Genomic DNA, 23,833 nt, shown 5'->3' on the forward strand with positions numbered 1-23,833 from the left:
TTAGTGCAATGTTACGCGAGTAACGAGCAGTGGTTCTCCCCCTTTATAAGGGGGAGCTCTTAAAAAAACAAAAAGCCGAAGCAACAGCTTCGGCTTTTTCACGTCAATCAGTCAAACAACCGATTAAACGATACGCAGACCGCCTTGAGCGATTGCGAAACGACGTGCGCGAGTGAACGAGTACGCGTTTGTGATACCTTCGCCAGTTGGACCTGCGATTGTGAACGTTGAAGTACCTTCAGCGTTGTAACCTACACCAGATAGTGTTGGACCGTTGTGAGCGAAGATAGTTGTGTTGATAGCACGACCGAACTTAGTTACGTTCTCGATGTTACCAGAGTAGATACATGCAGAGTGCTTGTTACCACGTTCAGCAGCTACTGCGCGCTCGATAGCTTCGTCGATGTTCGCACAACGAACAACTGGAAGTACTGGCATCATTTGCTCTACGTGTACTAGTGGGTGATCGTTCTCAACAACCATAACCGCTAGACGAGTCTCTGATTCAACACCGATAGACTTAAGGATTTCACCTGCGTCTTGACCAACGTGTTGCTTAACTGGGTGCCATACGCGAGCAATTTCTTGCGCAGTACATGGCTTAGCACCGTCGATTTCGTCCATAGTTAGGATTTGTGCAGTTAGCTTCTCAGCTTCTTCTGCAGAAAGAACGTAAGCGCCCGTTGCTTCTAGCTTAGCTAGGAACTCGTCAGCGACTGCATCTTCAACGAAAACTTCTTTCTCACCGATACATAGTAGGTTGTTATCGAAAGATGCACCGCCGTAAACGCCAGCCGCAGCTAGGTCTAGGTTAGCAGATGCGTCAACGATGACAGGTGGGTTACCAGCGCCAGCGCCTACACCTTTCTTACCAGATTGTAGGATTGCTTTCACTAGACCAGGACCACCAGTACCTACTAGCATGTTAACTAGTGGCGACTTAGCGATTTGGTTAAGAGTTTCTAGAGTAGGCTCTTTAACCATAGTAACTAGGTTAGCTGGGCCGCCTGCTTCAACGACAGTTTTGTTGATCATGTCGATCATCATCGCAGAAACCACTTTAGAAGATGGGTGAACGTTGAACGTTACCGCGTTACCAGACGCTAGCATAGAGATAGCGTTGTTAACGATAGTTTCAGTTGGGTTAGTTACAGGAGTAACAGCACCGATAACACCGTAAGGTGCGCGCTCTTCTAGAGAGATACCGTTGTCGCCAGACCATACTTTAGTTTCTAGAACTTCAGTACCAGGAGTTTTAGCAGCCGTTAGCTGGTGCTTAGCGATCTTGTCTTCAACGCGACCTAGTTTCGTTTCTTCACGAACCATTTTCGCGAAGTCTTCAGCTTTAGCTAGAACTGCACCACGGATAGCAGTAAGGATAGCTTCACGGCCTTCTTTAGTAGAGTTTGCGTAGTATTCTACTTGTGCTTTATGAGTTGCTTCGATTGCAGCTTCAACAGTTTCGAAAACGCCTTGTGCGTTGTTGATATCGAATGACATTATAATTACCTTCTGTAAAGTATTCAGTGGCAAGCCACTTTTAAAGAGCAGGATTAAACCTGCTCCTAATCTTTATTCAATTAAGCGTCGCTATTAATTAAGCGTAAGTTTGAGCAGCTTCTTCGCCGTTCACTACGCGTAGCGTACCTAGTACTAGTGCTTCTAGCTCAACTTCACCTGGGAACTTAGTTACAGGAGCGATGAACTCTACACGCTTAGTGATTTCAGCTGTGATGTACTTGCTGTATGCGATACCACCAGTTAGTAGGATACCGTCAACCTTTTCACCGCCGAATACCGCGCCCATAGCAGCGATCTGCTTAGAAACTTGGTAAGCCATAGCGTCAGTCACTAGTTTGAACTCAGCGTCGCCAGCTTCCGCTTTCTCTTCGATTTCACGCATGTCGATGCTACCTGTGTAGCTGAATGCGCCGCCTTTACCTTGGATGAATGCTTTCATCTCAGCGTGCGTGTACTCACCGCTGAAGCAGATGTCGATTAGCTCGCGAGTTGGTAGGTCACCAGAACGCTCTGGAGTGAATGGACCTTCAGATACTGCGTCGTTTACGTCAACAGTTTGGCCGCCCATGTGAGCACCTACAGTGATACCGCCACCCATGTGACAAACGATAACGTTAACGTCTTCGTACTTCTTACCTTGGTCTTCAGCGAATTTACGCGCGATAGCTTTTTGGTTAAGAGCGTGGAAACGACCCTTACGCTTGATAGCTTTGTGACCAGAGAAAGACGCCAGCTCAGATAGCTCGTAAGTTACTGGAGCGTCAGTGAAGAATGCTTCGATGCCGTTCTCATCAGCGATCTCTTTACCAATGATGCCTGCAAGGCTAGCTGGGTGCTGGATTTGCGCTTCTAGAAGGTCTGCGATTACTGCATCGTCAACTTTGTAAGTACCGCCAGCGATTGGCTTAAGAACACCACCGCGACAAGCAACAGCGTTTAGCTCAGAAGCTTTAACGCCCGCTTCTTCTAGAGCCGCTAGAATTGCTTCTTTACGGAATTCTTTTTGGTTTGCAACAACTGCACCGAATGGCGCTAGCTCTTCAGCGCTGTGACGTAGAGTTTTTTCGAACAGTTCAGTTGTACCTTCGAAAAGACCGATTTTTGTAGACGTAGAGCCTGGGTTGATAGCTAGAATTTTCATCACTTATAAACCTAATTTAAGTTATTGCTAGTTATAATTAAGCAGACGCGTCTGCTGCTTCTTTCTGCTGGCTCATCGCCGCGACAGAACATGCAAGCGCGATAGATACTGTCTTCTCAGCTTCGCCGTCAGCGCGAGAAACTAGAACAACAGGAATACGTGCACCAAGTAGAACACCCGCCATGCTGAAACCAGCCATGTACTGAAGTGCTTTAGCAAATACGTTGCCTACTTCGATGTTTGGAACCATTAGGATATCTGCGTTGCCCGCTACTGGAGACTCGTAACCTTTAAGGTTTGCAGCGTACTGAGATACCGCGATATCTAGAGAGATAGGACCAGAAACGATACAACCTTCGATTTCACCGTTTTGGTTCATTTTTTGAAGCTCTGCCGCGTCCATAGTCGCTGGCATTTTGTCGTATGGCTTCTCTTTCGCACACAGGTTAGCTACTTTAGGCTCTTGGATGCCTACAGAGTGTGCAAGGCTCACTGCGTTCTTGATGATGCCCGCTTTTTGCTCAAGCGTTGGCATGATGTTCATTGCTGCGTCAGTGAATACGTGGAAGCTGTCGCCGCCTTCTTTAAATAGAACGCCTGCGTGGCTAAGAACGTTACCAGTACGTAGACCGTGCTCTTTCTTAAGCACTTCTTTTAGTAGAACTGAAGTGTCGATTAGACCCTTCATTAGTAGGTCGCCTTTACCTTCTGCGATTGCAGATACCGCTGCAGTAGCGATTGCTTCTAGACCATCAGCTTCGATAATGTCGAAGTTCGCTAGATCAACGTTCGCTTTTGCTGCTGCTTCGTTGATTAGCGCACGCTCACCAACAAGAATCACGTCAGCCATTCCTTCTTGGAATGCGTTGTTTGCTGCGTCTAGCGTTGCATCATCGTGCGCCGCTGCAACAACCATGCGTTGCTTCTTACCGAACTTTTTAGCTTGCTGAATAAAGAAGTCTTTATTGTACATAGGGGCGATACCTTTTATTTAAGAAGAGAGCCACTCGCCCTCTTTCTATTATCGATAAACACTTATCTCTAAAAACAATTCGTCATTGTGGAGCAATAGAAGCGAATTATTTTGTTGGACCCTCGTGAAAGGATGGGTTGAATTTATCGTAGGTATTATCGGAATTAACGTCACTCAGTGTCAGTTTTTTTGACCGATTTACGGTAACAACTATTTGACCATGAATGATTCATAAGCATTCATATCACCAGTAGCTATGGGAGCAGATCGTGATCACAAATTTGCTTAGATTTGGCTGTCAATTTGACAAGAGAAAGGCAAAACGTAACAAGGCAGAGCTTAGGTAACACACCCTTTATACTAGGTAAGTTACCTATATAAAGTTGAGTAACACTGCGAATATCAGCGATAAATTCACAGCAATTATCTATTCGCTATTTACGATTAAAGGCCATCGAGTTGCCTATGCTCAAACCACTCATTCAGCGAATGAATGTTAATGGCACATTTGTAAAGTGTAGCAGTAACGCTAGAGTAAGTTTTTTTGACGCTGAGTGAAGTGCCCCGATTCATGACCATACCCTATACTTGCCTCAGCTAATCAACGTGATTGAGAAGTTTAAGTTTCTGAATCACAAAGTAGATACACCATTGACTACTATTAAGTAAGGGTCGACGATGACAATCCAAAATCGCCTAGAAGAAAGTGTAAATAACCTAAACACTGTACTTGAAGAGCAAAAGCAACTTCTTGCTGAGCACAAAGCGAGCCAAAACTACGCTGAACGCCTACAAAACCTGCTTACTCCAACAGATGAACTAAGCACTAAAGGTGATGACCTATACATCGGTGGCTGCAAAGCAACTGATCTAATTGAACAATACGGCAGCCCGCTATTCGTACTGAGCGAAGACACTCTACGTGGCAACCTACGTCGCGTTAAGAATGCATTCGGTTCAAACTGGCCTAAGCCTGTGAACGTAATGTTCGCAATCAAATCAAACACTAACTACGCTGTTCGCGCTATCTGTAACGAAGAAGGCGTTGGTGGCGACTGTTTCGGTCCTGGTGAAGTTGAAGCAACTCACATCGCAGGTGCGGATCCAAAAACTATCGCACTAAACGGTACCGTTAAGCCTGAGCTAGCTATCCGTAAAGCAATTGAGTACGGCTACGCAATCCACCTAGACTCTTACGAAGAAATTGAAATCGTAGAGCGTATTGCGGCAGAAGTTAAGCCAAAAGAAAAAGTACGCATTGCTGTACGTCTGAAAGTTATCCCAGAAGATTTCTTCAACGACTTCGAACCAGATGCATACCCATTCCCTAACTTCATCGGCGCGATGAAGTGGATCAAGTTCGGTCTGCTAAAAGAAGAAGCGAAGAAAATCGTTAACCGCGTTAAAGAAATCGATGCATTCGAATTCTACGGTTTCCACACTCACCTAGGTCGTTTCTCTAAGCAGCCTGAAGGTTGGGATGCGCTATACCGTGAGTACGCACGCAACGTTATCGAGATCTCTCGTGAGTGTGGCGTTCAGCCATTCCAAATCGACCTTGGCGGCGGTTGGCCACGTGAGCGTGAGCCAGAGTGTCGTAGCGTTGAACACATGATGAACCGCAACACAATCGAAGACTACGCTGCTATCGTATGTAAAGGCATGCTAGAAGAATTCAACAAAGAAGGCTTCGAGATCCCACAACTATGGCTAGAACCTGGTCGTTACATCGCGGGTAACATCGGTACACTACTAACATCTGTATACGTAGTGAAAGATGACCAAGAGATGGACTACACCTACACAATGGTTGACGCATCTACTTACCTAGCAACGCTAGTTGAGTCTCAAGAGTCTAAGAACCCAGTTCTACCGGCTAACAAGATGACTCAGCCTCTTCAAGAGAAGACGACTGAAGTAGCGGGTCCAATCTGTATCCCATCTATCTGGGAAAGCGGTGCACGCATGCCAGCTCTAGAGCCAAAAGACGTTCTAGCTATCATGGATGTAGGTCACTACGCAGAATCTCAAGCGAGCCAGTTCAACTCTCTACCACGTCCTGCAACTGTACTAGTTAAAGACGGTGAAGCTGAACTAATCAAGCGCGCTGAAACGGTTGAAGACGTATTTGCTACGCAAATCCTTCCTGAGCGTTTCAAAAAAGCAAAAGCAGAACTTGAGAAGCAGCGTAAAGCTTAATTCTTAAGTCTTCTGGACGGACAAAAGCCTCTCAATTGAGAGGCTTTTTCGTATCTGTTGCCCAGATAATGTCACCAATAGACAAGTAACAAAAAAGCGGAGCAGTTTCCTGCTCCGCTTTTCTATAATCTCACTTTCTAACCGCGATAACCGTTAATCAAGTAGCTTGCGCGCCGCTTCCACAACAACGCGAATAGAACGCGTCTCTGCTTGTTTCAACGTATCGTGATCCGGTGTCTCTTTCTGTGTACGGTTGATGATAACGCCCGCAACACAGCCAGCTCGTAGACCTGAACTTGCACACATTGTTAGTAGCGTGGCTGATTCCATTTCAAAGTTAAGCACACCCATTTGTTGCCACTCTTCCATAGAACCTTGGAAACGACGTACCACACGACCAGAGAACGTATCGTAGCGCTCCTGTCCTGGATAGAAAGTATCGCTCGATGCTGTCACACCAGTGTGCACTGTTGCACCTGCTTCAATCGCAGCTTCTTTCATTGCCGTTGCTACATCGAAATCCGCAACCGCTGGGAACTCCATTGGCGCGAAGTGTAGGCTTGCACCATCAAGGCGAACAGAGCCTGTGGTCACAATCATATCGCCCACATTCACATGTGATTGAATCGCACCTGTGGTACCAACACGCAAGAAGGTACGCACGCCAAGTTGCGCTAGCTCTTCTACAGCGATAGAGGTTGACGGACCACCGATACCAGTCGAACAAACCACCACTGGCTTGCCGTCTAATTTTGCACGGTACACAGTGTATTCACGTTGGCTTGCCAAAAACTCTGGCTCGTCCATCAACTCAGCGATCTTCTGAACTCGAGCTGGGTCACCTGGAATAATGGCAAGTGTTGCGCCTTGTAGATCTTCTTTATTTACTCCGAGATGGAAAACAGCTTGGGACATGGGGGACTCCTTTTGTCTCTTGGGTATGGGTTTAAGCTTATAAGATAGCGCCACCAATAAACGTACACAGATCACACTTATTTAATGCAACAGACACAACATTTCACATTAAATCGGTTTGCATCACACTTTATTGTCGAATTTGCTCTGATATTGCACAAATTCAGTTTTTCAGCTCACAAAAAAGCCGCTCATAAACGTTAAGTCCCTGAGCGGCTATCGCCATACTAGTCGAGACTAATCCAACGAGGATTTATGACGAAGCAGTCTTAGCGCATTCAAGGTCACAATCGCCGTCGCGCCACTATCGGCTAGTACGGCGACCCAAAGCCCAGTAATACCCAGCAAGCTCGTGACAAGAAACACCCCTTTGAGACCAAGCGCAAGGGCGACGTTCTGTTTGATGTTGTTGAGCGTTGCACGTGAGAGTTCGATCATCGCTGGTAGCTCAGTTAAACGGTTGTGGGTCAGAGCTGCATCGGCGGTTTCAAGCGCGACATCAGTACCGCCTCCCATCGCAACCCCAATATTGGCCGCTTTCATTGCCGGAGCGTCATTAATACCATCTCCCACCATCGCCACTCGATGCTGGCTTGCCAGTTCATTCACATAACTCACTTTGTCCGCAGGCAACAATCGCGCTTTATAATCCATCCCAAGAGGAGAAGCGATGGATGCGGCGCTGCGTTCATTATCCCCGGTCAGCATGATAGTTCGGATACCAAGTTTGGACAGTTTTGCCACTGCCTCAGCAGTATCTGGCCTAATTTCATCTTGCCACGCAATCAGACCCTGCAGCGCCATCCCCTGCTCGGTTTCACAAAGTGCTACCACGACGGTTTTACCTTGATCCTCAAGTGCTGCAATTCGCTCTAGAGCTTCGCTAGAAATTGACACCTCAAGCTTGGAGGGGGCAGAAAGTATCCACTTCACATCTTCTAACATGCCTTCAACACCCACACCAACCAGCGCTTTTTGCTCTGAGGCAGGCAAAATCGACACACCTTTACTTTCTACATAGCGCACTAACGAGGTTGCGAGTGGATGGTTAGAACCCTGCTCAATAGACGCTGCGGCTGATAGTAGCTCGTCTTCAGACAATGAACCACTGACAATCACATCCGTCACTTGCGGTTTGCCTAGCGTTAGGGTGCCCGTTTTATCAAACGCAACGGATTCAATGTTGCCAAGCTGCTCAAGCGCCGCCCCGCCTTTAATGAGTGCACCACGTCTTGTCGCCGCAGCTAGCCCAGAAGTAATCGCGGCTGGTGTAGAAATAACGAGAGCACAAGGACAAGCAATCAATAACAGCGCAAGGCCTCGATAGACCCAGGTTTCCCAAGGCTGAGCAAACAGAAGTGGCGGCGTAATAATAACCAGCAAAGACACTAACATCATAAGCGGGGTATACCAGCGGCTAAATTTATCGAGAAAACGCTCGATCGGCGCTCGGCGTGACTCGGCTTCTTCAATAAGGTGTAAGATGCGATCAATCGCGTTCTCACCTTGCTTTGATGTCACTTTTAGGCGCACGACTTTATCAGCCAACACTGCACCTGCCATGACCGTGTCACCAACCATACGTTCAACGGGAACAGATTCACCGGTAAGTGCACTTTCATCAAAGCTTGCATTGGCACTGAGAAGTTCACCATCAGCGGGCATTCTATCGCCCGGCGCGACTTCAATAATATCGCCAGGCTCGAGCAAAGCGGCACTTTTCTTTTGACGAGTGTTATCAACAATGACCGTGGCTTCTTCTGGTACTAGCGACATTAGCGCTTGAACGCCGCTTCTTGCTCGTGAAGCAGCGAACGCTTCAAGGCGCTCGCCAATCAAAAACAGCAACAGCACCATCGCCGCTTCAACCGTTTCACCGAGATAAAGTGCACCAATCGCCGCCACACTCATCAGAGTTTCAATGGCAAAAGGCGTACCCGATTTAGCAAGCTTAATAGCTTTGGCGCCAATAGGCATAAGACCAAGGATACAAGTCAGAATAAAAAGCCACTCACTGATAACAGGATAAGTCCCTTTAAAGGCAGCGGCGATAACCATACCTGTGGATATCGCAAGGATATGTGCGTTGTCTTTAAAAGTCTTTTTCCAGCCTGTCAGCTCAGCGTCACCGTTGTTATTAACCGTGCTGCCATCTAATGCATTGAGGGTAAATCCGGCATCGGCAACAGCGGCTTCGACTTGTGAAAATAGCGCGGCATCATTGACTCTCACCACCAATTTTTCGGTAGCAAACATCACTTTTGAATTAACAACGCCTTGGATTCGACTGGTTGCAGTTTCCACTTTTCGCGCACAAGCGGGGCAATCCATGCCGGCGACTTTCCAGGACTTTAGCAGTCCAGTGGATTCGGTTGAGGGTTGGCCACTGGAGGCAGCAGGCTCTTCAGGTTCCGCGCTGCAGCAACTGTCGCCAGACTGGCAGCCTTCATCCGGACTCGCAGCGATAGTGGAAACTTGGGTGATTTTGGCTGCATCACAAGCGTCACTTACAGGACGAATAGCATTGATTTTTTGCGTACTGCACGCTTTATGTTTGTTACACATGGGACTCTCCTTTTCATATCCTTGATCCCAAGTGTAAACCTTGGAGCTAGCTCCAAGGTCAAGAACAAATTAACCAGAAAGTGTTGGTGATTCGAGCTGCTTGTCGATTTTTGATACTTCTTCGATCATCACAGGATCATGGGAGCAGAAAGGCTGTGAGTTGACACTAACGATACTTGGGTCTTTGGTTTGTGTGCACTCTCCAGTTTTATGAAGCTCGGCAATATGGAAACGCAGCACAATGTAACCAAGAACACCAAACACAATGTTGCCTACGGCTTGACCATACAAAACCCCCAAGGCGCCAAACCACAGTGAGCCAAAGTAGACAAATGGCAAGGTACCGGCGGTCGCTTTTCCCAAATTGAGCGCTGTCGAGTAAAGCGGCTTCCCAAGATTATTAAATGATGTATTGGCAACAAACAGCACGCCATTAAACACGAAGGTGATCGCCACATAGGTAGCAAACGCCGCAACAACATGCGCCGCATCGCCGGTCAATGAAAACACCGCTATTAACGGGTCTTGAACTAAATAGAGCAACAAGCAAACCACCAGCGTGTAGAACGTAGTGACAATTAACGAGTTCTTTAATGTCTCTTCAACCCTATCAATTCGTGCAGCACCAAAGTTTTGACCGACAATAGGGCCAACCGCCCCAGACAACGCAAAAATAAACGCAAAACACACTGGAATAATACGGCCAATAACCGCAAAACCAGCCACATAATCTTCACCATATTGAGCGATCGCCGTGGTAACAATAGCATTACCAATTGGCGTCGCGGTATTAGTGACAATCGCAGGTAGAGCAATGGCTAGCATGACCTTAGTATCGCGCTTCACGGAATCAAAGGTTGGTCTAGAAAGCAGCTGGTGTACTTTGATGAGCGGCATAAATGAGAAATAGAACACAGCAAATCGAGCCACTACAGAAGCCGCCGCGGCTCCCTCTACATTCCAGTTGAAGCCGAAGATAAACAACGGGTCGAGTATGGCATTAACAATACCACCCGCGAGCGTTGCCCACATCGAACGCTTTGCATCACCAGCGGCACGAAGCCCAGCGCCACTCGCCATCCCAAGGGCAATGAGTGGAGTACTAGGAAGCAAAATCCACAAGTAGGCTTCTGCACGCTCATGCGCTCGACCTTCCGCCCCAATGGCAGTGAGAAGCTCCGGTATGTACGCGCACATCAGCGCGGTCACCAAGGCACTAATAACGAAGGAAATCACTAAGACACTACTGCCAATTTCTCGCGCATAGCTGATGTTCTTAGCGCCAATGGCCTTGGACATCAATGCACCCATTGCAATGGATGTACCGATACTGACCGACGTAGCAAAGAAAGTGAGAGTGCCCGCAAAGCCCACCGCGGCGGCGAGTTCTGCTTGTCCGAGCATACTGATAAACAGCATGTCGAGTAAGTCGACAATGAAAATCGCCATGATGCCCACAGTCGATGTTCCAGACATCACCAAAATGTGGCGCATCGTTGATCCTTCAACAAACTTGGCAGATTGTTCAGCCATTGAATTCCCTTTCTGTCTACAGACGCTCTACAAACAACAAAGGGCGCCGCAGCGCCCGTTTCGAATAATAGCTAGTTTATACTGGATGTTTGAAGCATGCTTCAATGGTTTTACCAATAGCACGAAGCACATCACGACGGGTAATCACACCGACCAAACGACCGTTATCGATAACAGGATACATTTTCGGCTTACCCACTTTCATCATATCAGCCAGTTCGATAATGGAGGTATCCGGAGCGACAGACAATACCTCACGGTACATACAGTCCCCTACCGTGTGCGTGTCCTGACAGTGATAACTCACTTTTACTAACTTCTCGAGCAAGTCTTGCTCAGAAATAAAACCAATCACCTGCTCTCTTTCATCAATAACAGGCCCGCCTAAATGGGTCGATTGCATCACTTTGTCGAGTGCTGCACTGAGCGACATGTCTTCCGTGAACGTGACCGTTCTTTGCGTCATATAATCTTTTACTTTTAGCGACTCCATAGCACTCTCCTTACTTCCCGATAATCAAACCTTGTACGTTCATTTTGGTGCAATCCGTCACAAGGTAGAAATGGGACTTATCGATACTATCGATAGTGAATTCCTATTACAGCGGAAACTCCTTGATTCCACTGCATTGATATTTTTAAGCGTAAGACGGTTTTTTCGATTTTGCCTATCTTATCGATAAGAATTTTGTAACAATCCCGTGAATTAGATTTTCCGTTACTGGCGCCATCATGTTCAAAAAGCTGCTTCAATCTTTATCCGATGCTGTTGAATTTCGCTCACGTATTTGGGTGGTTCACATCTCAGAATCGTTTCTTAAAGACCAATCCTTTGTGGTCAATGAGGATCAGTTTTCAAGCCCGTTATCTTGGATGAAAAGCCGCGGCTACCCGAAAACTATGCTCGACAAGGTCGAGACAATGAAGCGTTCGCAAGTACTCGTTGTTGAGCTCGGTGAAACCACTCACCAGCTTATGAGAGTGAAATAATCTCACCCTCATTATAAGCAAAGCGTAAGTTACGCTGACATCACCCAGACTTCCTCACCACGTATTTCGACAGGCCACGTTTTCACCGAGATATTAGGGTCTTCGACACACTCACCAGAGGTTAAATCGAAATGCTGCTTGTACAATGGGGAAGCAACGCAATCTCTGCCACCTATGTCTCCCACAATCCCACGACTTAGCACAAATGCCTCACCCAAAGGATCCCAATTATCAATGGCATACACCGCCTGTTCCGTTTCCGGTAAATAAAACAGAGCAAGTTGAGTTTCCCCGACCAATGCGCCGCGCCCTTGGTATGGCGTCAAATCAGCAACATCACAAATCTTATTCCACATAATTAATCCTCCAACTGCGGGTCAACGATGGTAACAGGGATCCTCTGGCCTCGAACACGCTGATAGCCAAGGTCGGTACTTTGTTGGTCACTGTTGATAAATGGCATAAACTTGGCACGCTTCTCTTCAGATTCAATCGCTGTTTTCCATTCACACTGGTATGTGTCCACAATGTGTTGCATCTGCTTTTCAAGCTGAGCATTGATACCAAGTGAGTCTTCAATCACCACTTGTTTGAGATACTCGAGACCACCTTCTAGGCTTTCCATCCAAACCGAAGTACGCTGCAAGCGTTCGCCGGTCTTAACGTAGAACATCAACACCCTGTCGATCAAAGTGACCAACTGTTCTGTCGTTAGATCAGACGCAAGTAAATCTGCATGGCGTGGACGCATCCCGCCATTGCCACAAACATACAAGTTCCAACCATTTTCGGTGGCGATCACACCAATATCTTTGCTTTGTGCCTCGGCACATTCACGTGTACAACCTGACACCGCAAACTTGATCTTATGCGGAGCTCGAAGACCCTTGTAGCGATTTTCAAGATCGATAGCGAGACCCACTGAATCGTCGACGCCATAACGACACCACGTCGAGCCCACACACGATTTCACAGTGCGCAGGGACTTACCGTAAGCGTGGCCGGTTTCAAAGCCTGCAGAGATCAATGTGTCCCAAATTTGCGGAAGTTGCTCGACCTGAGCACCAAACAAGTCCACTCGCTGACCACCGGTAATTTTGGTGTAGAGATCGAACTTCTGCGCCACCTCACCCAGTACGATCAATTTTTCAGGGGTAATTTCACCACCGGGGACGCGTGGAACGACTGAATAAGAGCCATCTTTTTGTAAATTCGCGAGAAACAGATCGTTTGAGTCTTGCAACCCACGATGTGAGCCTTCCAAAACATGTTCATTCCACAGTGAGGCAAACACAGAAGCCGCTGTAGGTTTACAAATGTCACAGCCTTTACCTTTACCATGCTTTTCAATCAGTTCATCAAAGCTCTTAATGGAATCCACTTGGCAGATGTGGAACAGCTCTTGTCTTGAAAATTCAAAGTGCTCACAAAGATGGTTATTGACCTCTTGTCCCATCGCCACCAGCTCTTCATCAAGAACGCTCTTAACCATGTTGGCGCAGCCACCACAGCCAGTTCCAGCCTTAGTTTCATCTTTTAACGTCGCGAGATCATGAGCGCCAGCATGAATTGCTTCGACCAAGTCCCCACGGGTTACATTGTGACAAGAACAGATCATGGTTGAGGCATTTGCACCGCCAGACAATGAACTGGTATCAAACAGCAGCTCCGCTGGATGATCAGGTAGGGTTTTCTCATTGAGATACGCTTGTAAGAGCAAATCGTAGTCGGTGGTATCCCCAACTAGAATTGCGCCTAGCAAACGGCTACTGCTTTCATCAACGATGAGCTTTTTATAAGTGCCTTGAGCGGCGTCTTGCAGCACCATCTCTTTTGCCCCAGGAGTTTGCATTTGCGCGTCACCAATTGATGCGACATCAACCCCTAGTAGTTTAAGCTTGGTGCTCATGTCCGCACCTTCAAACGTCGCCACTTTACCCATAAGCTGGTCTGCGACTGCGCGCGCCATGGCATAACCTGGTGCCACTAGTCCAAAGATACGATTTTGCCAAAGGGCACATTCACCGATTGCGTAAATAGCCTCATCACTGGTTTGGCAATGATCGTTAATCACAATGCCACCACGCTCACCAATATCTAAACTCGCCTCTCTTGCGAGTGCATCTTGGGGACGAATACCGGCGGAAAACACCACTACATCCACATCCAATGGCTCAGCATCTTTAAACACCATACGGTGATAAGCGGTTTCACCATCACAGATCTTATCGGTACCGGTTGAAGTGTGTACCTTGAGCCCGAGATCTTCAATTTTGCTCTTCAAGAGACCGCCGGCACCATCATCAAGCTGCACTGGCATTAATCTAGGCGCAAACTCTACAACGTGAGTTTCAAGCCCAAGAAGCTTCAAGGCATTGGCCGCCTCAAGACCCAGCAAACCACCGCCGATAACCGCACCCGTTTTCGCTCCCTCACACGCTTTACGAATCGCAGAGAGGTCATCCAAGGTTCTATATACGAATACGTTGTCGCGATCTTTGCCTTCAATTGGCGGCACAAACGGATAAGAGCCCGTCGCTAAGACCAAGTGGTCATAACCAAGAATGTCCTCGTCATCTAGAGTGATACGCTTACTTTGTTTATCAACGCTGGTAACACGGCTGCCAAGTACTAGCTCAACGCCATATTTTTTGTACCACTCTTCGTCTCCTAGCATCAGAGAGTCATGCGAGTTACCAGAAAACAGCGATGAAAGCTGAACACGGTCATAGGCAGCATAACGCTCCTCGCCAATAACCGTAATTCGATAATTTAAATGTCCTTGCAGGCTAATGAGATGAGCGATGAAATGATGCCCAACCATGCCATTACCGACTACAACGATATGTTCCATATCTCGTCTCCCTATGCGCTTTTCTTCGCGTCTTGCTGCTTGCTGATTTCTGCCGTTGCTGACAATTCGTTTTTGGCTTGCTTCTCATATAGGAAGGTCAGCACGGCTTGGCGGTACTTTTGATATTGCGGGTTGTCGGCCATCGCTACACGATTTCTAGGACGTTCCAGTTCGATATCTAAAACTTCACCAATCGTCGCTGCGGGTCCATTGGTCATCATCACTATCTTATCGGAGAGAAGCACGGCTTCGTCCACATCGTGAGTAATCATGATGACGGTATTATTGAGCTCCGCCTGAATCGCCATTAGCGCATCTTGCAACTTGGCACGAGTCAACGCATCGAGTGCGCCAAACGGTTCATCCATCAATAAGACTTTTGGTTTTAATGCTAGAGCGCGGGCAATACCAACGCGCTGCTTCATACCGCCGGAAATTTCATCTGGCCTCTTGTCGGCCGCGTGAGCCATTTCAACCAGGTCGAGATAATGATGAACCTGCTCTTTCACCCAAGCTTTATCTTTGCCCTTCGCGACCTGCTTTACTGCAAGTTCAATGTTTTCATATACGGAAAGCCAAGGCAGTAATGAGTGATTTTGGAACACCACCGCTCGTTCGGGGCCTGGGCCATCCACTTCTCGGCCATCGACAATCACGCCACCATCGGTGGGGAAATGCAGACCCGCGACCAAGTTCAGTACCGTAGACTTACCGCAGCCTGAGTGACCAATTAGCGAGATAAACTCCCCTTTTTGGATTTGTAAATTGACGTTCTTTAGTGCCACAAACTCCCCTTGTGGCGTAGGGAACCGCATTCCTAGCTGGGTTAGGTCAAGTAAAGGTTTCGACATCGTTAACTTCCTTATTCGATAATCAAGGCGCCATTTCTTCTCAATGAGAACAGAATGACAACAGAGCCTAGTTAGCGGAGCGATTGTTGTTTGTTCCAAGAAAAATGCTTTTGCAGCAGCAACATGCCACGATCAAGCAATAAACCGATAAAGCCGATGGTGATCACCGCGACCATGATGCGACCTAGTGACGCTGAGCTACCATTTTGGAACTCATCCCACACGAACTTGCCAAGCCCTGGGTTTTGCGCCAGCATCTCTGCCGCAATCAACACCATCCAAGCAATACCGAGTGACAGTCGAAGACCTGTAAAAATCATTGGAATCGCTGAAGGCAATACGATGGTGCGAATATGCTGCCACCAAGAAAGCTTGAGCACCTTACTCACGTTGAGCAGATCTTTATCTACGCTAGTAACACCAACAGCGGTGTTAATGAGTGTCGGCCACAAGCTACACAAGGCAACGGTAATCAATGAGTTAACAAAAGATTTCGCAAACAAAGGATCGTCACTCACGTAAGTCGCACTGACGACCATGGTCACGATAGGCAGCCAGGCCAAAGGTGACACCGGCTTTAAAAGCTGAATGATTGGGTTAAATGCCTGATACACGCCTTGATTCAGACCCAACACAATCCCAAGGGGAATCGCAATCACTGACGCTAAGATAAACCCACCTGCTACAGTGATAAGTGAGGTCCCAATCTGGTCAAAGAAAGTCGGTTTCCCCGTATAAGGGCGGATCTTCACTTTCGCGTCCGGATTTTTCGCCAGCTTGGCTGCGTTGCGCTTTTCTTGACGCTCAACAAACGCCACCGCTTTATCACGCTCCTCAACGTGTTCTGCGGCTAAATTTTTGAACTGTTCAAACGTCTGAACGGGTCCCGGTAAGGTACCTAAAGACGTCTCTACTTGTTTTGCTGCCAAATGCCACATCATCAGGAAACACAAAATCCCAATGAGGGGGAACAGCAGCACTCGGCTGCGGTTCACCACCATGTCGCGGCTTGGCTTAAGTGAAATTACGTTCGTTGCCATCGCCTATACTCCTTAGCTTTCTCGGCTTACTCGCTTTAACGTTCGTGATAGACGTTCGCGTCTAAACTTTATCGTTACCTTTCAGACCGATAGAGAATTTTTTCAGGTACTCATTCGGCTTACTACCGTCATACACGATGTTGTCGATAAAGTGAGTTTGTGGGGCGCGGAAACCATCTTCATTTTTGAAATCAGGGAAGTCTTTCGACGTTAGCACGCCATCTTCGACTAAGGCCTCAGCCGCTTGTTGATAGATATCTGGACGGTAAACTTCTTTAGCGATATCCATGTACCATTGGTCATCTTGCGAGTCTGCAATCTGTCCCCAACGACGCATCTGAGTGAGGTACCAAATCGCATCACTGTAGTATGGGTACGTGGCGTTATGACGGAAGAACACGTTAAAGTCAGGCACATCACGCTTATCACCTTTCTCATACTCAAACGTGCCCGTCATGCTGTTGGCGATAACTTCAGCATCAGCACCAACATAGGCACTTTTCGAGAGCATTTTCACTGCTTCTTGACGGTTGGCATTGTTGTTTTCATCCAACCAATGTGCAGCACGGATAAGCGCTTTCACAACGCGGATATGAGTATTTGGGTTTTCCTTAGCCCAAGACTTCGATACACCAAACACTTTCTCAGGGTTGTTTTTCCAAATCTCGTAGTCTGTCACCACAGGAACGCCAATGCCCTTAAATACCGCTTGCTGGTTCCACGGTTCGCCTACGCAATAGCCTTCAATCGTACCCGCTTCCATTGTGGCTGGCATTTGAGGCGGCGGTGTCACGCTAAGTAGAACATCTGCGTCTACTTGGCCGCTGTTATCACCTGATTTTGGTGAGTAGTAACCTGGGTGAATTCCCCCTGCTGCCAACCAGTAGCGCAGCTCATAGTTGTGCGTTGAAACGGGGAAAACCATACCCATGTTGAACGGCTTACCTTCATCAAGGTAACCCTCAACCACAGGCTTTAGCGCGTCCGCCTTAATTGGGTGAACAGGTTTGCCATCGGCCTGCTTAGGAATGTGCGGCTTCATCGCATCCCAAGTGTTATTGGAAACGGTGATGGCATTACCATTGAGATCCATACTAAATGCAGTAATGACCTCCGCCTGAGTACCGATACCAATCGTCGCGCCCAGCGGCTGACCAGCTAGCATATGAGCGCCGTCCAGCTCACCATCGATGACGCGGTCTAGCAGGACTTTCCAGTTAGCCTGCGCTTCCAATGTGACGTAGAGACCTTCATCTTCAAAAAAGCCCTTTTCGTAAGCGACTGCCAGCGGTGCCATGTCTGTCAGTTTGATAAAGCCAAATTTGAGCTCCTCAATTTCCGGCTCTCCTAACTCAGCCCAAGCCGACGTACCAACCAGTAGCGTTGCCGTTGCAATAGTCGCGGTACTGACGCGATGAAACGTCTTACCCACTTTGTTTGCTCGTTGCGTCCATGTCTTCATAACACTATCTCCGTGTGATGCTTAAAAATTTTTCCAAAAAAAAAGGCGCTACTGCCATCTATAAGCAATAGAGCCTATGTGTAAGCAGTAACGCCGTCGCCAACCTTCCATTCACCGCCGTTGATGAGTTCAGGAGCTGCCCACTTAAGGGCGGGGGTATTGTAGTTAATATTAGTAATTCAATATGCGTGCCATATTTAAATTATCCTTTAAAATCATAATCTTAATGAAATACAGACTCCATCCTGACTTTCTTTTGCTTCTCCAGTGTGCACCCTGCACCAATTGAATGAATTATCATTAACCCCAAAGTGGTAGTTAAAGATGGATGGATTCCAACGTGTTGATCAGGTTCTTTGCGACTTGAGCCAGCGACAGACTCGACTGCATGGCTGACTTTCGAAGCGCAGCAAATGCTGTCTGTTCATCAAGGTGGTGGTGCTTCATCAGCAGACCTTTGGCCTTCTCGATGACTTTACGCTCTTCGAGTTTTAGGTTTAAGGCTGCGATTTTTTGATCATCTTGAATCGATTTATCTCGCACTTGTCTGGCGTGAATCACCCAGGCGTTGAGCTCGAATTGAGAATCATGAGGTAGCAAAACATAGTCATTACTTACTGGTAAGCGGTTGATATCATTGTTATTAAGCTGCTTTAGGATTACAAGAAGTGGACGCTGTAGTTGCTTGGCAACCTCAATGATCAGCGACAGTTCTGCACAAGGCTGCTGCCAAGAAATGACAAGGGTGGCTGAGGGCTCTTTTTCGAGCATGGACTCCAGCTGAGATAGCTGGCAGCCCATGATTTTATCAAAGTCTCTGGCAAGTCTAGCGCTTATATGCGCCTGCTCGGCGATTGAATCGCAACAAACTAAGACTGGTGTTTTTGGCATACGATTTCCCTAACATAGTGTTCCTTCACTCGTTAGTCCATCGCAATATGTATGCCAAAGTCGCTGGGCTTTGGTTTGAGCCTTGTTCCAATCTGCCGACAAGGTAAAAAGCGCCACCGTCATCGTACTAATAACGGAGTTGGCCATCATTTCTTGCTCATCTTCAGGTGTGCCCAACGGACAAGGAATCTCGCGTTGCTGAGTCATGCACTCTTCAATGTAACTCGAGTTCACTTTGCCGTTTTCTGCCCACCAAATGGTTTGACTTACCTTGGGGTTATATTCGGTCTCACCCGACTGTCCTTTAAAAGAAACGGTTCGCTGAGTTTGCGCCGTGGGTAGGTGTACTAGCGATTCCACTTTGGCGTGTAACTCTTGAAAGCCAGGGTGGAAACTGCCGCGCAGTGCAAACGGCGCATTGGCTGGGTTTAAAGCGCGAGCAACGGTGTTGACGGGCGTTCTTAGTCCATATCGATGCTTCCAATCAAGCATGGTCTTAACTTGCGGAAGAAAATTCTCAAGGGGTAAATAAGTGATGTTGAACTGCTCAAGTCGTTGCTGCGCATCCGCAAGACTGTTTGCAGTGGTGATATTAAGCTGGTTTAAAAAGTCTCTTGCGTGCAAGCGGTTATGCATTTTATCCAAATCGCCATGAAGCAAGATTCTCACACCACTGTCCGCCAATATCTTGGCTGCGACCAAATGCCAAGGTAAACCTGACGTTTGGCCGGTGCGTTTTCCTGCATACAAAGGCCAATCAAGATCAGCAAAGCTCTCTGATGAAGATTTAAGCGCCTGTACAAAGCCAGCGATTTCCTCCGGCGTCTCATCTCTCACGCGAATTAGCATCATCAGCATCGCCATTTGGTCATCACCGACCTCACCATCCATAAACGCAGCCATGACCTCGCACGCCTGAGTTTGCGTAAGCGGACCTCTACCTCGTGAACCACGGCCTACCGTGCGAATACATTCTTGAATTAACGACACATCTTCTCCTACTTAATGTGACTTTCCCAGCCTAGACACCTAATCTCGGTGACATCAAGGCGCCGACACCAACAGTTCATCTTGAGTATATTCTTTCGCTATATCAACAAGCTGCTGGCGAATTGACACCACTTCACCAATGATCATCAACGCCGGGCTCAAGCCGCGAAGTTGCTCCGCGATTTGATTCAGTTGCGATAGCTCGAAAGTATATACTTCTTCTTCTGCGCTACAACCTTTACCGATAATAGCTACGGGCGTGGAAGCCTTCAGTCCTGCTTGCACTAAGCCACTTTGAATCTCGAGGCTTTTCTCAAGCCCCATATAACAAACTAACGTTTGCCCTTGAGCGATCAGCGATGACCACGCTGGCAGTGCGCCAGACACGACATTACCGGTGACAAAGGTGACACTGCGTGCCACTTTGCGATGGGTTAACGGGATAAGCGCGCTTGAAGAACAGCCTAGCGCAGCGGTAATGCCCGGAATCACTTCAAATTCAATGTTCGCAGCTTTTAGCGCCAGTGCTTCTTCTCCACCACGCCCGAATACAAAAGGGTCACCACCTTTTAACCTTACTGCGCGATACCCTTTTCGGCCACAATCTTTAAGGATTTCGTTAATCGAGTCTTGATTCAGGCTTGGCATACCACAGCGTTTACCTACATAAAATCGTAACGTGCTGCTGGGAATCAAATCCAAGATCGGCTGACTGACTAGGCGATCATAGACCACAATATCCGCCTGAGATATCCGCTTATGGGCAGCCATGGTTAGCAAGTCCGGATCGCCAGGCCCCGCCCCGACAATGGAGACAAACCCATTTTCAGATCGATAAGGCAGCTCATCAATAAAGCCGACATCTTGCTGTTGGTGCAAACGGTATGTATGCTCATTCCTTTGAGTATTCATCCTACAACTCCTTGGTTAACTGAACCATTATTTAACTATCACGTCGATATGCTGAGCGTGCTGAAAGTGCTGATTGGCGAGCTTTTCCACCTCTGGTAGACAAGACCCGCAATTACTGCCGCATTTGAGCTGACTTTGAAGCTGGGCGACACTGGTATGGCTATGAGTTTGAATCGCATCAATGATCTGTTTTTCAGTCACTCTAAAACAACTGCAAACCAGCTTGCTTGTCGCACCCGTTTGGGTCGCCTTGAGAAGTTTTGACAGTGAAAAAGGCTGCCCCAACAGCTGTGAAAGCGGCTCGACATCAGCATCAAAGGTCTTATTCTCTACTTGAATAATACTTTTTACCGTCAGCGCGGCGTCATCAGCACAGCTTAGCGTCACCCAGCCCTGCTCGGTATCCATCACCAAAAGCTTGCCGTTAAGGGCGGCGCCTGTTGCCTGATTCCAAGTGTGCTTCTCTAAGGGTACTTGCGTCGCATAGCGCCATAAACGCCCGCCAGCGCCACCAATGTCAGTCACTTGCATAGATGCAAAGTCCGCGAGGCTACGCAACTTGTCACAGCCCTCGCCTATGGCAACCATATAGCTGCCAATGCCAAATGGAGCGACGCGAACTAGCGTCGATTTAAACGCTGGCTGACCCGAAATAGGGTCAACCACGGATTCTGTCACTTGGTTAACACCACTGCCGGCACCAAATTCGCCTGCCCAGTGCATCGATAAATACACACTGTGCATACTCAAACCTTCGTCTGCTCTGATACGGGCGATCACACTGCCGCTGCCATCTGGCAGTGTTACCTCGGCAAGTTGCTCCGTTTTAAGCTCTGCTCTTTCAATGGAGATTGGGTTTAAGTAGAGCGTAGGCTCGACCTCCTTTTGGGTAAGCGAAGGAACGTAGCCTGTGCGCGTCATGGTATGCCACTGGTCGCGGTCACGTCCCGTATTGAGAATGAATTCTTGATGTCCGCGAGGCGTTTCAAGCTCAATAGTCTCGGGAACAATCAAATTGGCACGCCCGGAAGGTGTCGCAAAGGAGCCGTCGGCGAATGGTCTCTCATCGCCAAGCGGCCATTGCATAGGTTGCCATTGTTGATAGTCGCTTTCAGTCAGTGTACTTAACTTGCTTAAATCGAATAGCTGAGGCGCATGTTTGTTGATGCCCGATAACTTGATGTGTTCTTTGAAAATCTCATACTCACTGTGATACCCAAACCCATCGCTAACATCCATTAAGCGACACAAAGCCTGGCCTACCTTGGAAATCGCCCACCAATCTGGCCTGCTTTCACCGCGCATAGGCAAGAATGCTCGCTGGCGAGACATCATGCGCTCAGAGTTAGTTACCATACCCTGCTTTTCACCCCATCCTGCGGCGGGTAGCAAAATGTCCGCGTAATGGGCGATATCAGAATCAGCACAGATATCCGACACTATTACCAACTCACAGCGCTTGAGCGCTCGTTTGATCTTCTGACTTTGTGGCAGTGATACGACTGGATTGGTTGCCATAATCCAAACCGCTTTCACTTCACCGCGTTCTATCGCATCAAATAGTTCCACCGCTTTCAAGCCGGGTTTGGTTGCCATGTCTGGGGCCTGCCAAATCGCCTTAACTTGCTCTATCGACTCAGCATCAAAACCCCGATGGGCAGCCAGTTGATTCGCCAATCCACCGACCTCTCGTCCCCCCATCGCGTTGGGCTGACCAGTAATCGAGAAAGGGCCGCACCCTTGACGACCGATTTTGCCCGTTAGTAAGTGGGCATTAATAATGGCATTGCCTTTATCAGTCCCATTCTCAGCCTGATTCACGCCTTGGCAATAAAGCGTAATCACGCGCTGCTTGGTCGCGAACCAATGATAAAACTGTTTAAGGCTAGTTTTATCAACTTGAGTTTGCTCGGCAACAGCATCAAGAGAACAAGAGGGTTGTTTTAGCGCTTTCATCAGCGCATCCGCGCCTTGCGTGTGCTCGTCGATATACTCTGTATCTAATTGCTTGGTGTCATCGCAATACCGCGCCAACCCCATAAACAGTGCCACATCGCTGTCGCTTACAAGAGGCAGGTGTAAATCCGCTTGTTCTGCGGTCATGGTTTTACGAGGGTCGATCACCACCAGCTTTAAATTTGGATTTGATTCTCTCGCTTGTTGAATTCGTCGAAAGACGATCGGGTGTGTCCAGGCCATATTGGAGCCCACTAACACAATCATCTCCGCCAGCTCAAGGTCTTGATAATTCACGGGCACGACATCTTCACCAAATGCACGAACGTAAGACGCAACCGCAGACGACATACAAAGTCGTGAGTTGGTATCGATGTTAGCGCTGCCAATAAAGCCTTTCATAAGCTTGTTGGCTACATAGTAATCTTCTGTCAGCAGTTGGCCTGAAACATACATAGATAGCGCGTCACTGCCGTGCTGCTGTTTGATGTCATAAAACCGCTCTGCGATGGTATCAATCGCTTCTTGCCATGATGCCTGTTTACCGTTGATTTTAGGGTACAACAACCTCGCAGGCCCAGTATGGCTTTGGTCTAAAGATGAGCCTTTAACGCATAGCGCTCCCATGTTTGCAGGGTGCGAAAGGTCGCCACACGTTGATGCTTGATTCGGGGTGCTGACACACTTGGCCACTAAGCCGCAGCCGACACCACAATAAGGACAGGTTGTTTTGACACTTCTCGGCTTCATAGCTTCTCCTTGAGCCCGGCGACATCGATAAAAAAAGGCGCCTCTTCTTATTTCAAGAAGAGGCGCCTTTGCCATTGACGAGTTAGTTATTGTTCACGGTCATCTGTCTTATCTTTTCAACAAGACACGGCCTTTGATAAAAGAGAGAGCAAGAATGGTTCCAATCTTGATAATGTTATTTATCAGTTAGTTACGTGAAAACTAGGATTGTGTAATGCACTGTTTTGGGGAAACGCACAAATACTGGGCGCCTATTGCACGAATTGTAGGTAACCAACAGTAATGTACTT

Annotated in this window: 18 protein-coding genes; 2 read left to right on the plus strand and 16 right to left on the minus strand. The window is 47.8% G+C overall.

Annotation, left to right across the window (positions count from 1 at the left end; translation table 11 throughout):
* Positions 1–123 precede the first annotated feature (123 nt).
* The 3 genes from ACVA6Q_RS13715 to ACVA6Q_RS13725 all read right to left on the minus strand — a co-directional run bounded on the left by ACVA6Q_RS13715 (position 124) and on the right by ACVA6Q_RS13725 (position 3,635).
* Complete coding sequence (locus tag ACVA6Q_RS13715; RefSeq protein WP_446647875.1) at positions 124–1,500, minus strand: aldehyde dehydrogenase; 1,377 nt, start codon at positions 1,498–1,500, stop codon at positions 124–126.
* Between the two features lie 97 nt (positions 1,501–1,597).
* Positions 1,598–2,662 carry a butyrate kinase gene (gene buk, locus ACVA6Q_RS13720; RefSeq protein WP_446647902.1) on the minus strand — a complete coding sequence of 355 codons (1,065 nt, stop codon included), beginning with the start codon at positions 2,660–2,662 and terminating at the stop codon, positions 1,598–1,600.
* 37 nt (positions 2,663–2,699) lie between these two features.
* Positions 2,700–3,635, minus strand: coding sequence for a bifunctional enoyl-CoA hydratase/phosphate acetyltransferase (locus ACVA6Q_RS13725; RefSeq protein WP_353496654.1), 936 nt, complete (start codon positions 3,633–3,635; stop codon positions 2,700–2,702).
* Positions 3,636–4,313: 678 nt separating this feature from the next.
* Between ACVA6Q_RS13725 and ACVA6Q_RS13730 the strand changes: the two genes are divergently transcribed.
* Positions 4,314–5,834 (plus strand): diaminopimelate decarboxylase family protein, encoded by a 1,521-nt coding sequence (locus ACVA6Q_RS13730; RefSeq protein ID WP_353496655.1) that lies wholly within the window; start codon positions 4,314–4,316, stop codon positions 5,832–5,834.
* A 153-nt stretch (positions 5,835–5,987) separates the two neighbouring features.
* Here ACVA6Q_RS13730 and udp read toward each other — a convergent pair whose 3' ends face one another.
* The 4 genes from udp to ACVA6Q_RS13750 all read right to left on the minus strand — a co-directional run bounded on the left by udp (position 5,988) and on the right by ACVA6Q_RS13750 (position 11,340).
* Entirely contained in the window at positions 5,988–6,749 is a 762-nt protein-coding gene (gene udp / locus ACVA6Q_RS13735) for a uridine phosphorylase (RefSeq protein WP_446647876.1), read from the minus strand.
* A gap of 237 nt (positions 6,750–6,986) precedes the next feature.
* Positions 6,987–9,314, minus strand: coding sequence for a zinc/cadmium/mercury/lead-transporting ATPase (locus tag ACVA6Q_RS13740; RefSeq protein WP_446647877.1), 2,328 nt, complete (start codon positions 9,312–9,314; stop codon positions 6,987–6,989).
* A 69-nt stretch (positions 9,315–9,383) separates the two neighbouring features.
* The gene (locus tag ACVA6Q_RS13745) at positions 9,384–10,847 is read right to left on the minus strand and encodes an MATE family efflux transporter (RefSeq protein WP_353496658.1); all 1,464 of its coding nucleotides are present in this window, start codon (positions 10,845–10,847) and stop codon (positions 9,384–9,386) included.
* Positions 10,848–10,923: 76 nt separating this feature from the next.
* Entirely contained in the window at positions 10,924–11,340 is a 417-nt protein-coding gene (locus ACVA6Q_RS13750) for a CBS domain-containing protein (RefSeq protein ID WP_353496659.1), read from the minus strand.
* Positions 11,341–11,579: 239 nt separating this feature from the next.
* Here ACVA6Q_RS13750 and ACVA6Q_RS13755 point away from each other — a divergent pair, with 239 nt between their 5' ends.
* Positions 11,580–11,837: a hypothetical protein gene (locus tag ACVA6Q_RS13755; protein WP_353496660.1), complete on the plus strand. Its 258-nt coding sequence runs from the start codon at positions 11,580–11,582 to the stop codon at positions 11,835–11,837.
* A 29-nt stretch (positions 11,838–11,866) separates the two neighbouring features.
* Here ACVA6Q_RS13755 and nirD read toward each other — a convergent pair whose 3' ends face one another.
* The 9 genes from nirD to ACVA6Q_RS13800 all read right to left on the minus strand — a co-directional run bounded on the left by nirD (position 11,867) and on the right by ACVA6Q_RS13800 (position 23,543).
* Positions 11,867–12,193 carry a nitrite reductase small subunit NirD gene (gene nirD, locus ACVA6Q_RS13760; RefSeq protein ID WP_353496661.1) on the minus strand — a complete coding sequence of 109 codons (327 nt, stop codon included), beginning with the start codon at positions 12,191–12,193 and terminating at the stop codon, positions 11,867–11,869.
* Between the two features lie 2 nt (positions 12,194–12,195).
* The gene (gene nirB / locus ACVA6Q_RS13765; RefSeq protein ID WP_446647878.1) at positions 12,196–14,691 is read right to left on the minus strand and encodes a nitrite reductase large subunit NirB; all 2,496 of its coding nucleotides are present in this window, start codon (positions 14,689–14,691) and stop codon (positions 12,196–12,198) included.
* 11 nt (positions 14,692–14,702) lie between these two features.
* On the minus strand, positions 14,703–15,542 hold the full coding sequence (locus tag ACVA6Q_RS13770) for an ABC transporter ATP-binding protein (protein ID WP_353496663.1): 840 nt from the start codon (positions 15,540–15,542) through the stop codon (positions 14,703–14,705).
* Between the two features lie 71 nt (positions 15,543–15,613).
* On the minus strand, positions 15,614–16,582 hold the full coding sequence (locus tag ACVA6Q_RS13775) for an ABC transporter permease (protein ID WP_353496664.1): 969 nt from the start codon (positions 16,580–16,582) through the stop codon (positions 15,614–15,616).
* A 61-nt stretch (positions 16,583–16,643) separates the two neighbouring features.
* The gene (locus ACVA6Q_RS13780; protein ID WP_446647879.1) at positions 16,644–18,044 is read right to left on the minus strand and encodes a CmpA/NrtA family ABC transporter substrate-binding protein; all 1,401 of its coding nucleotides are present in this window, start codon (positions 18,042–18,044) and stop codon (positions 16,644–16,646) included.
* A gap of 318 nt (positions 18,045–18,362) precedes the next feature.
* Positions 18,363–18,935 (minus strand): ANTAR domain-containing response regulator, encoded by a 573-nt coding sequence (locus tag ACVA6Q_RS13785; protein ID WP_446647880.1) that lies wholly within the window; start codon positions 18,933–18,935, stop codon positions 18,363–18,365.
* A 9-nt stretch (positions 18,936–18,944) separates the two neighbouring features.
* Complete coding sequence (locus ACVA6Q_RS13790; RefSeq protein WP_446647881.1) at positions 18,945–19,925, minus strand: glycosyl transferase family protein; 981 nt, start codon at positions 19,923–19,925, stop codon at positions 18,945–18,947.
* Between the two features lie 54 nt (positions 19,926–19,979).
* Entirely contained in the window at positions 19,980–20,837 is an 858-nt protein-coding gene (cobA, locus tag ACVA6Q_RS13795) for a uroporphyrinogen-III C-methyltransferase (protein ID WP_446647882.1), read from the minus strand.
* A 27-nt stretch (positions 20,838–20,864) separates the two neighbouring features.
* On the minus strand, positions 20,865–23,543 hold the full coding sequence (locus ACVA6Q_RS13800; protein ID WP_446647883.1) for a nitrate reductase: 2,679 nt from the start codon (positions 23,541–23,543) through the stop codon (positions 20,865–20,867).
* Between the last annotated feature and the right edge of the window lie 290 nt (positions 23,544–23,833).

The organism is Vibrio sp. DNB22_10_4 (genome assembly GCF_052879755.1).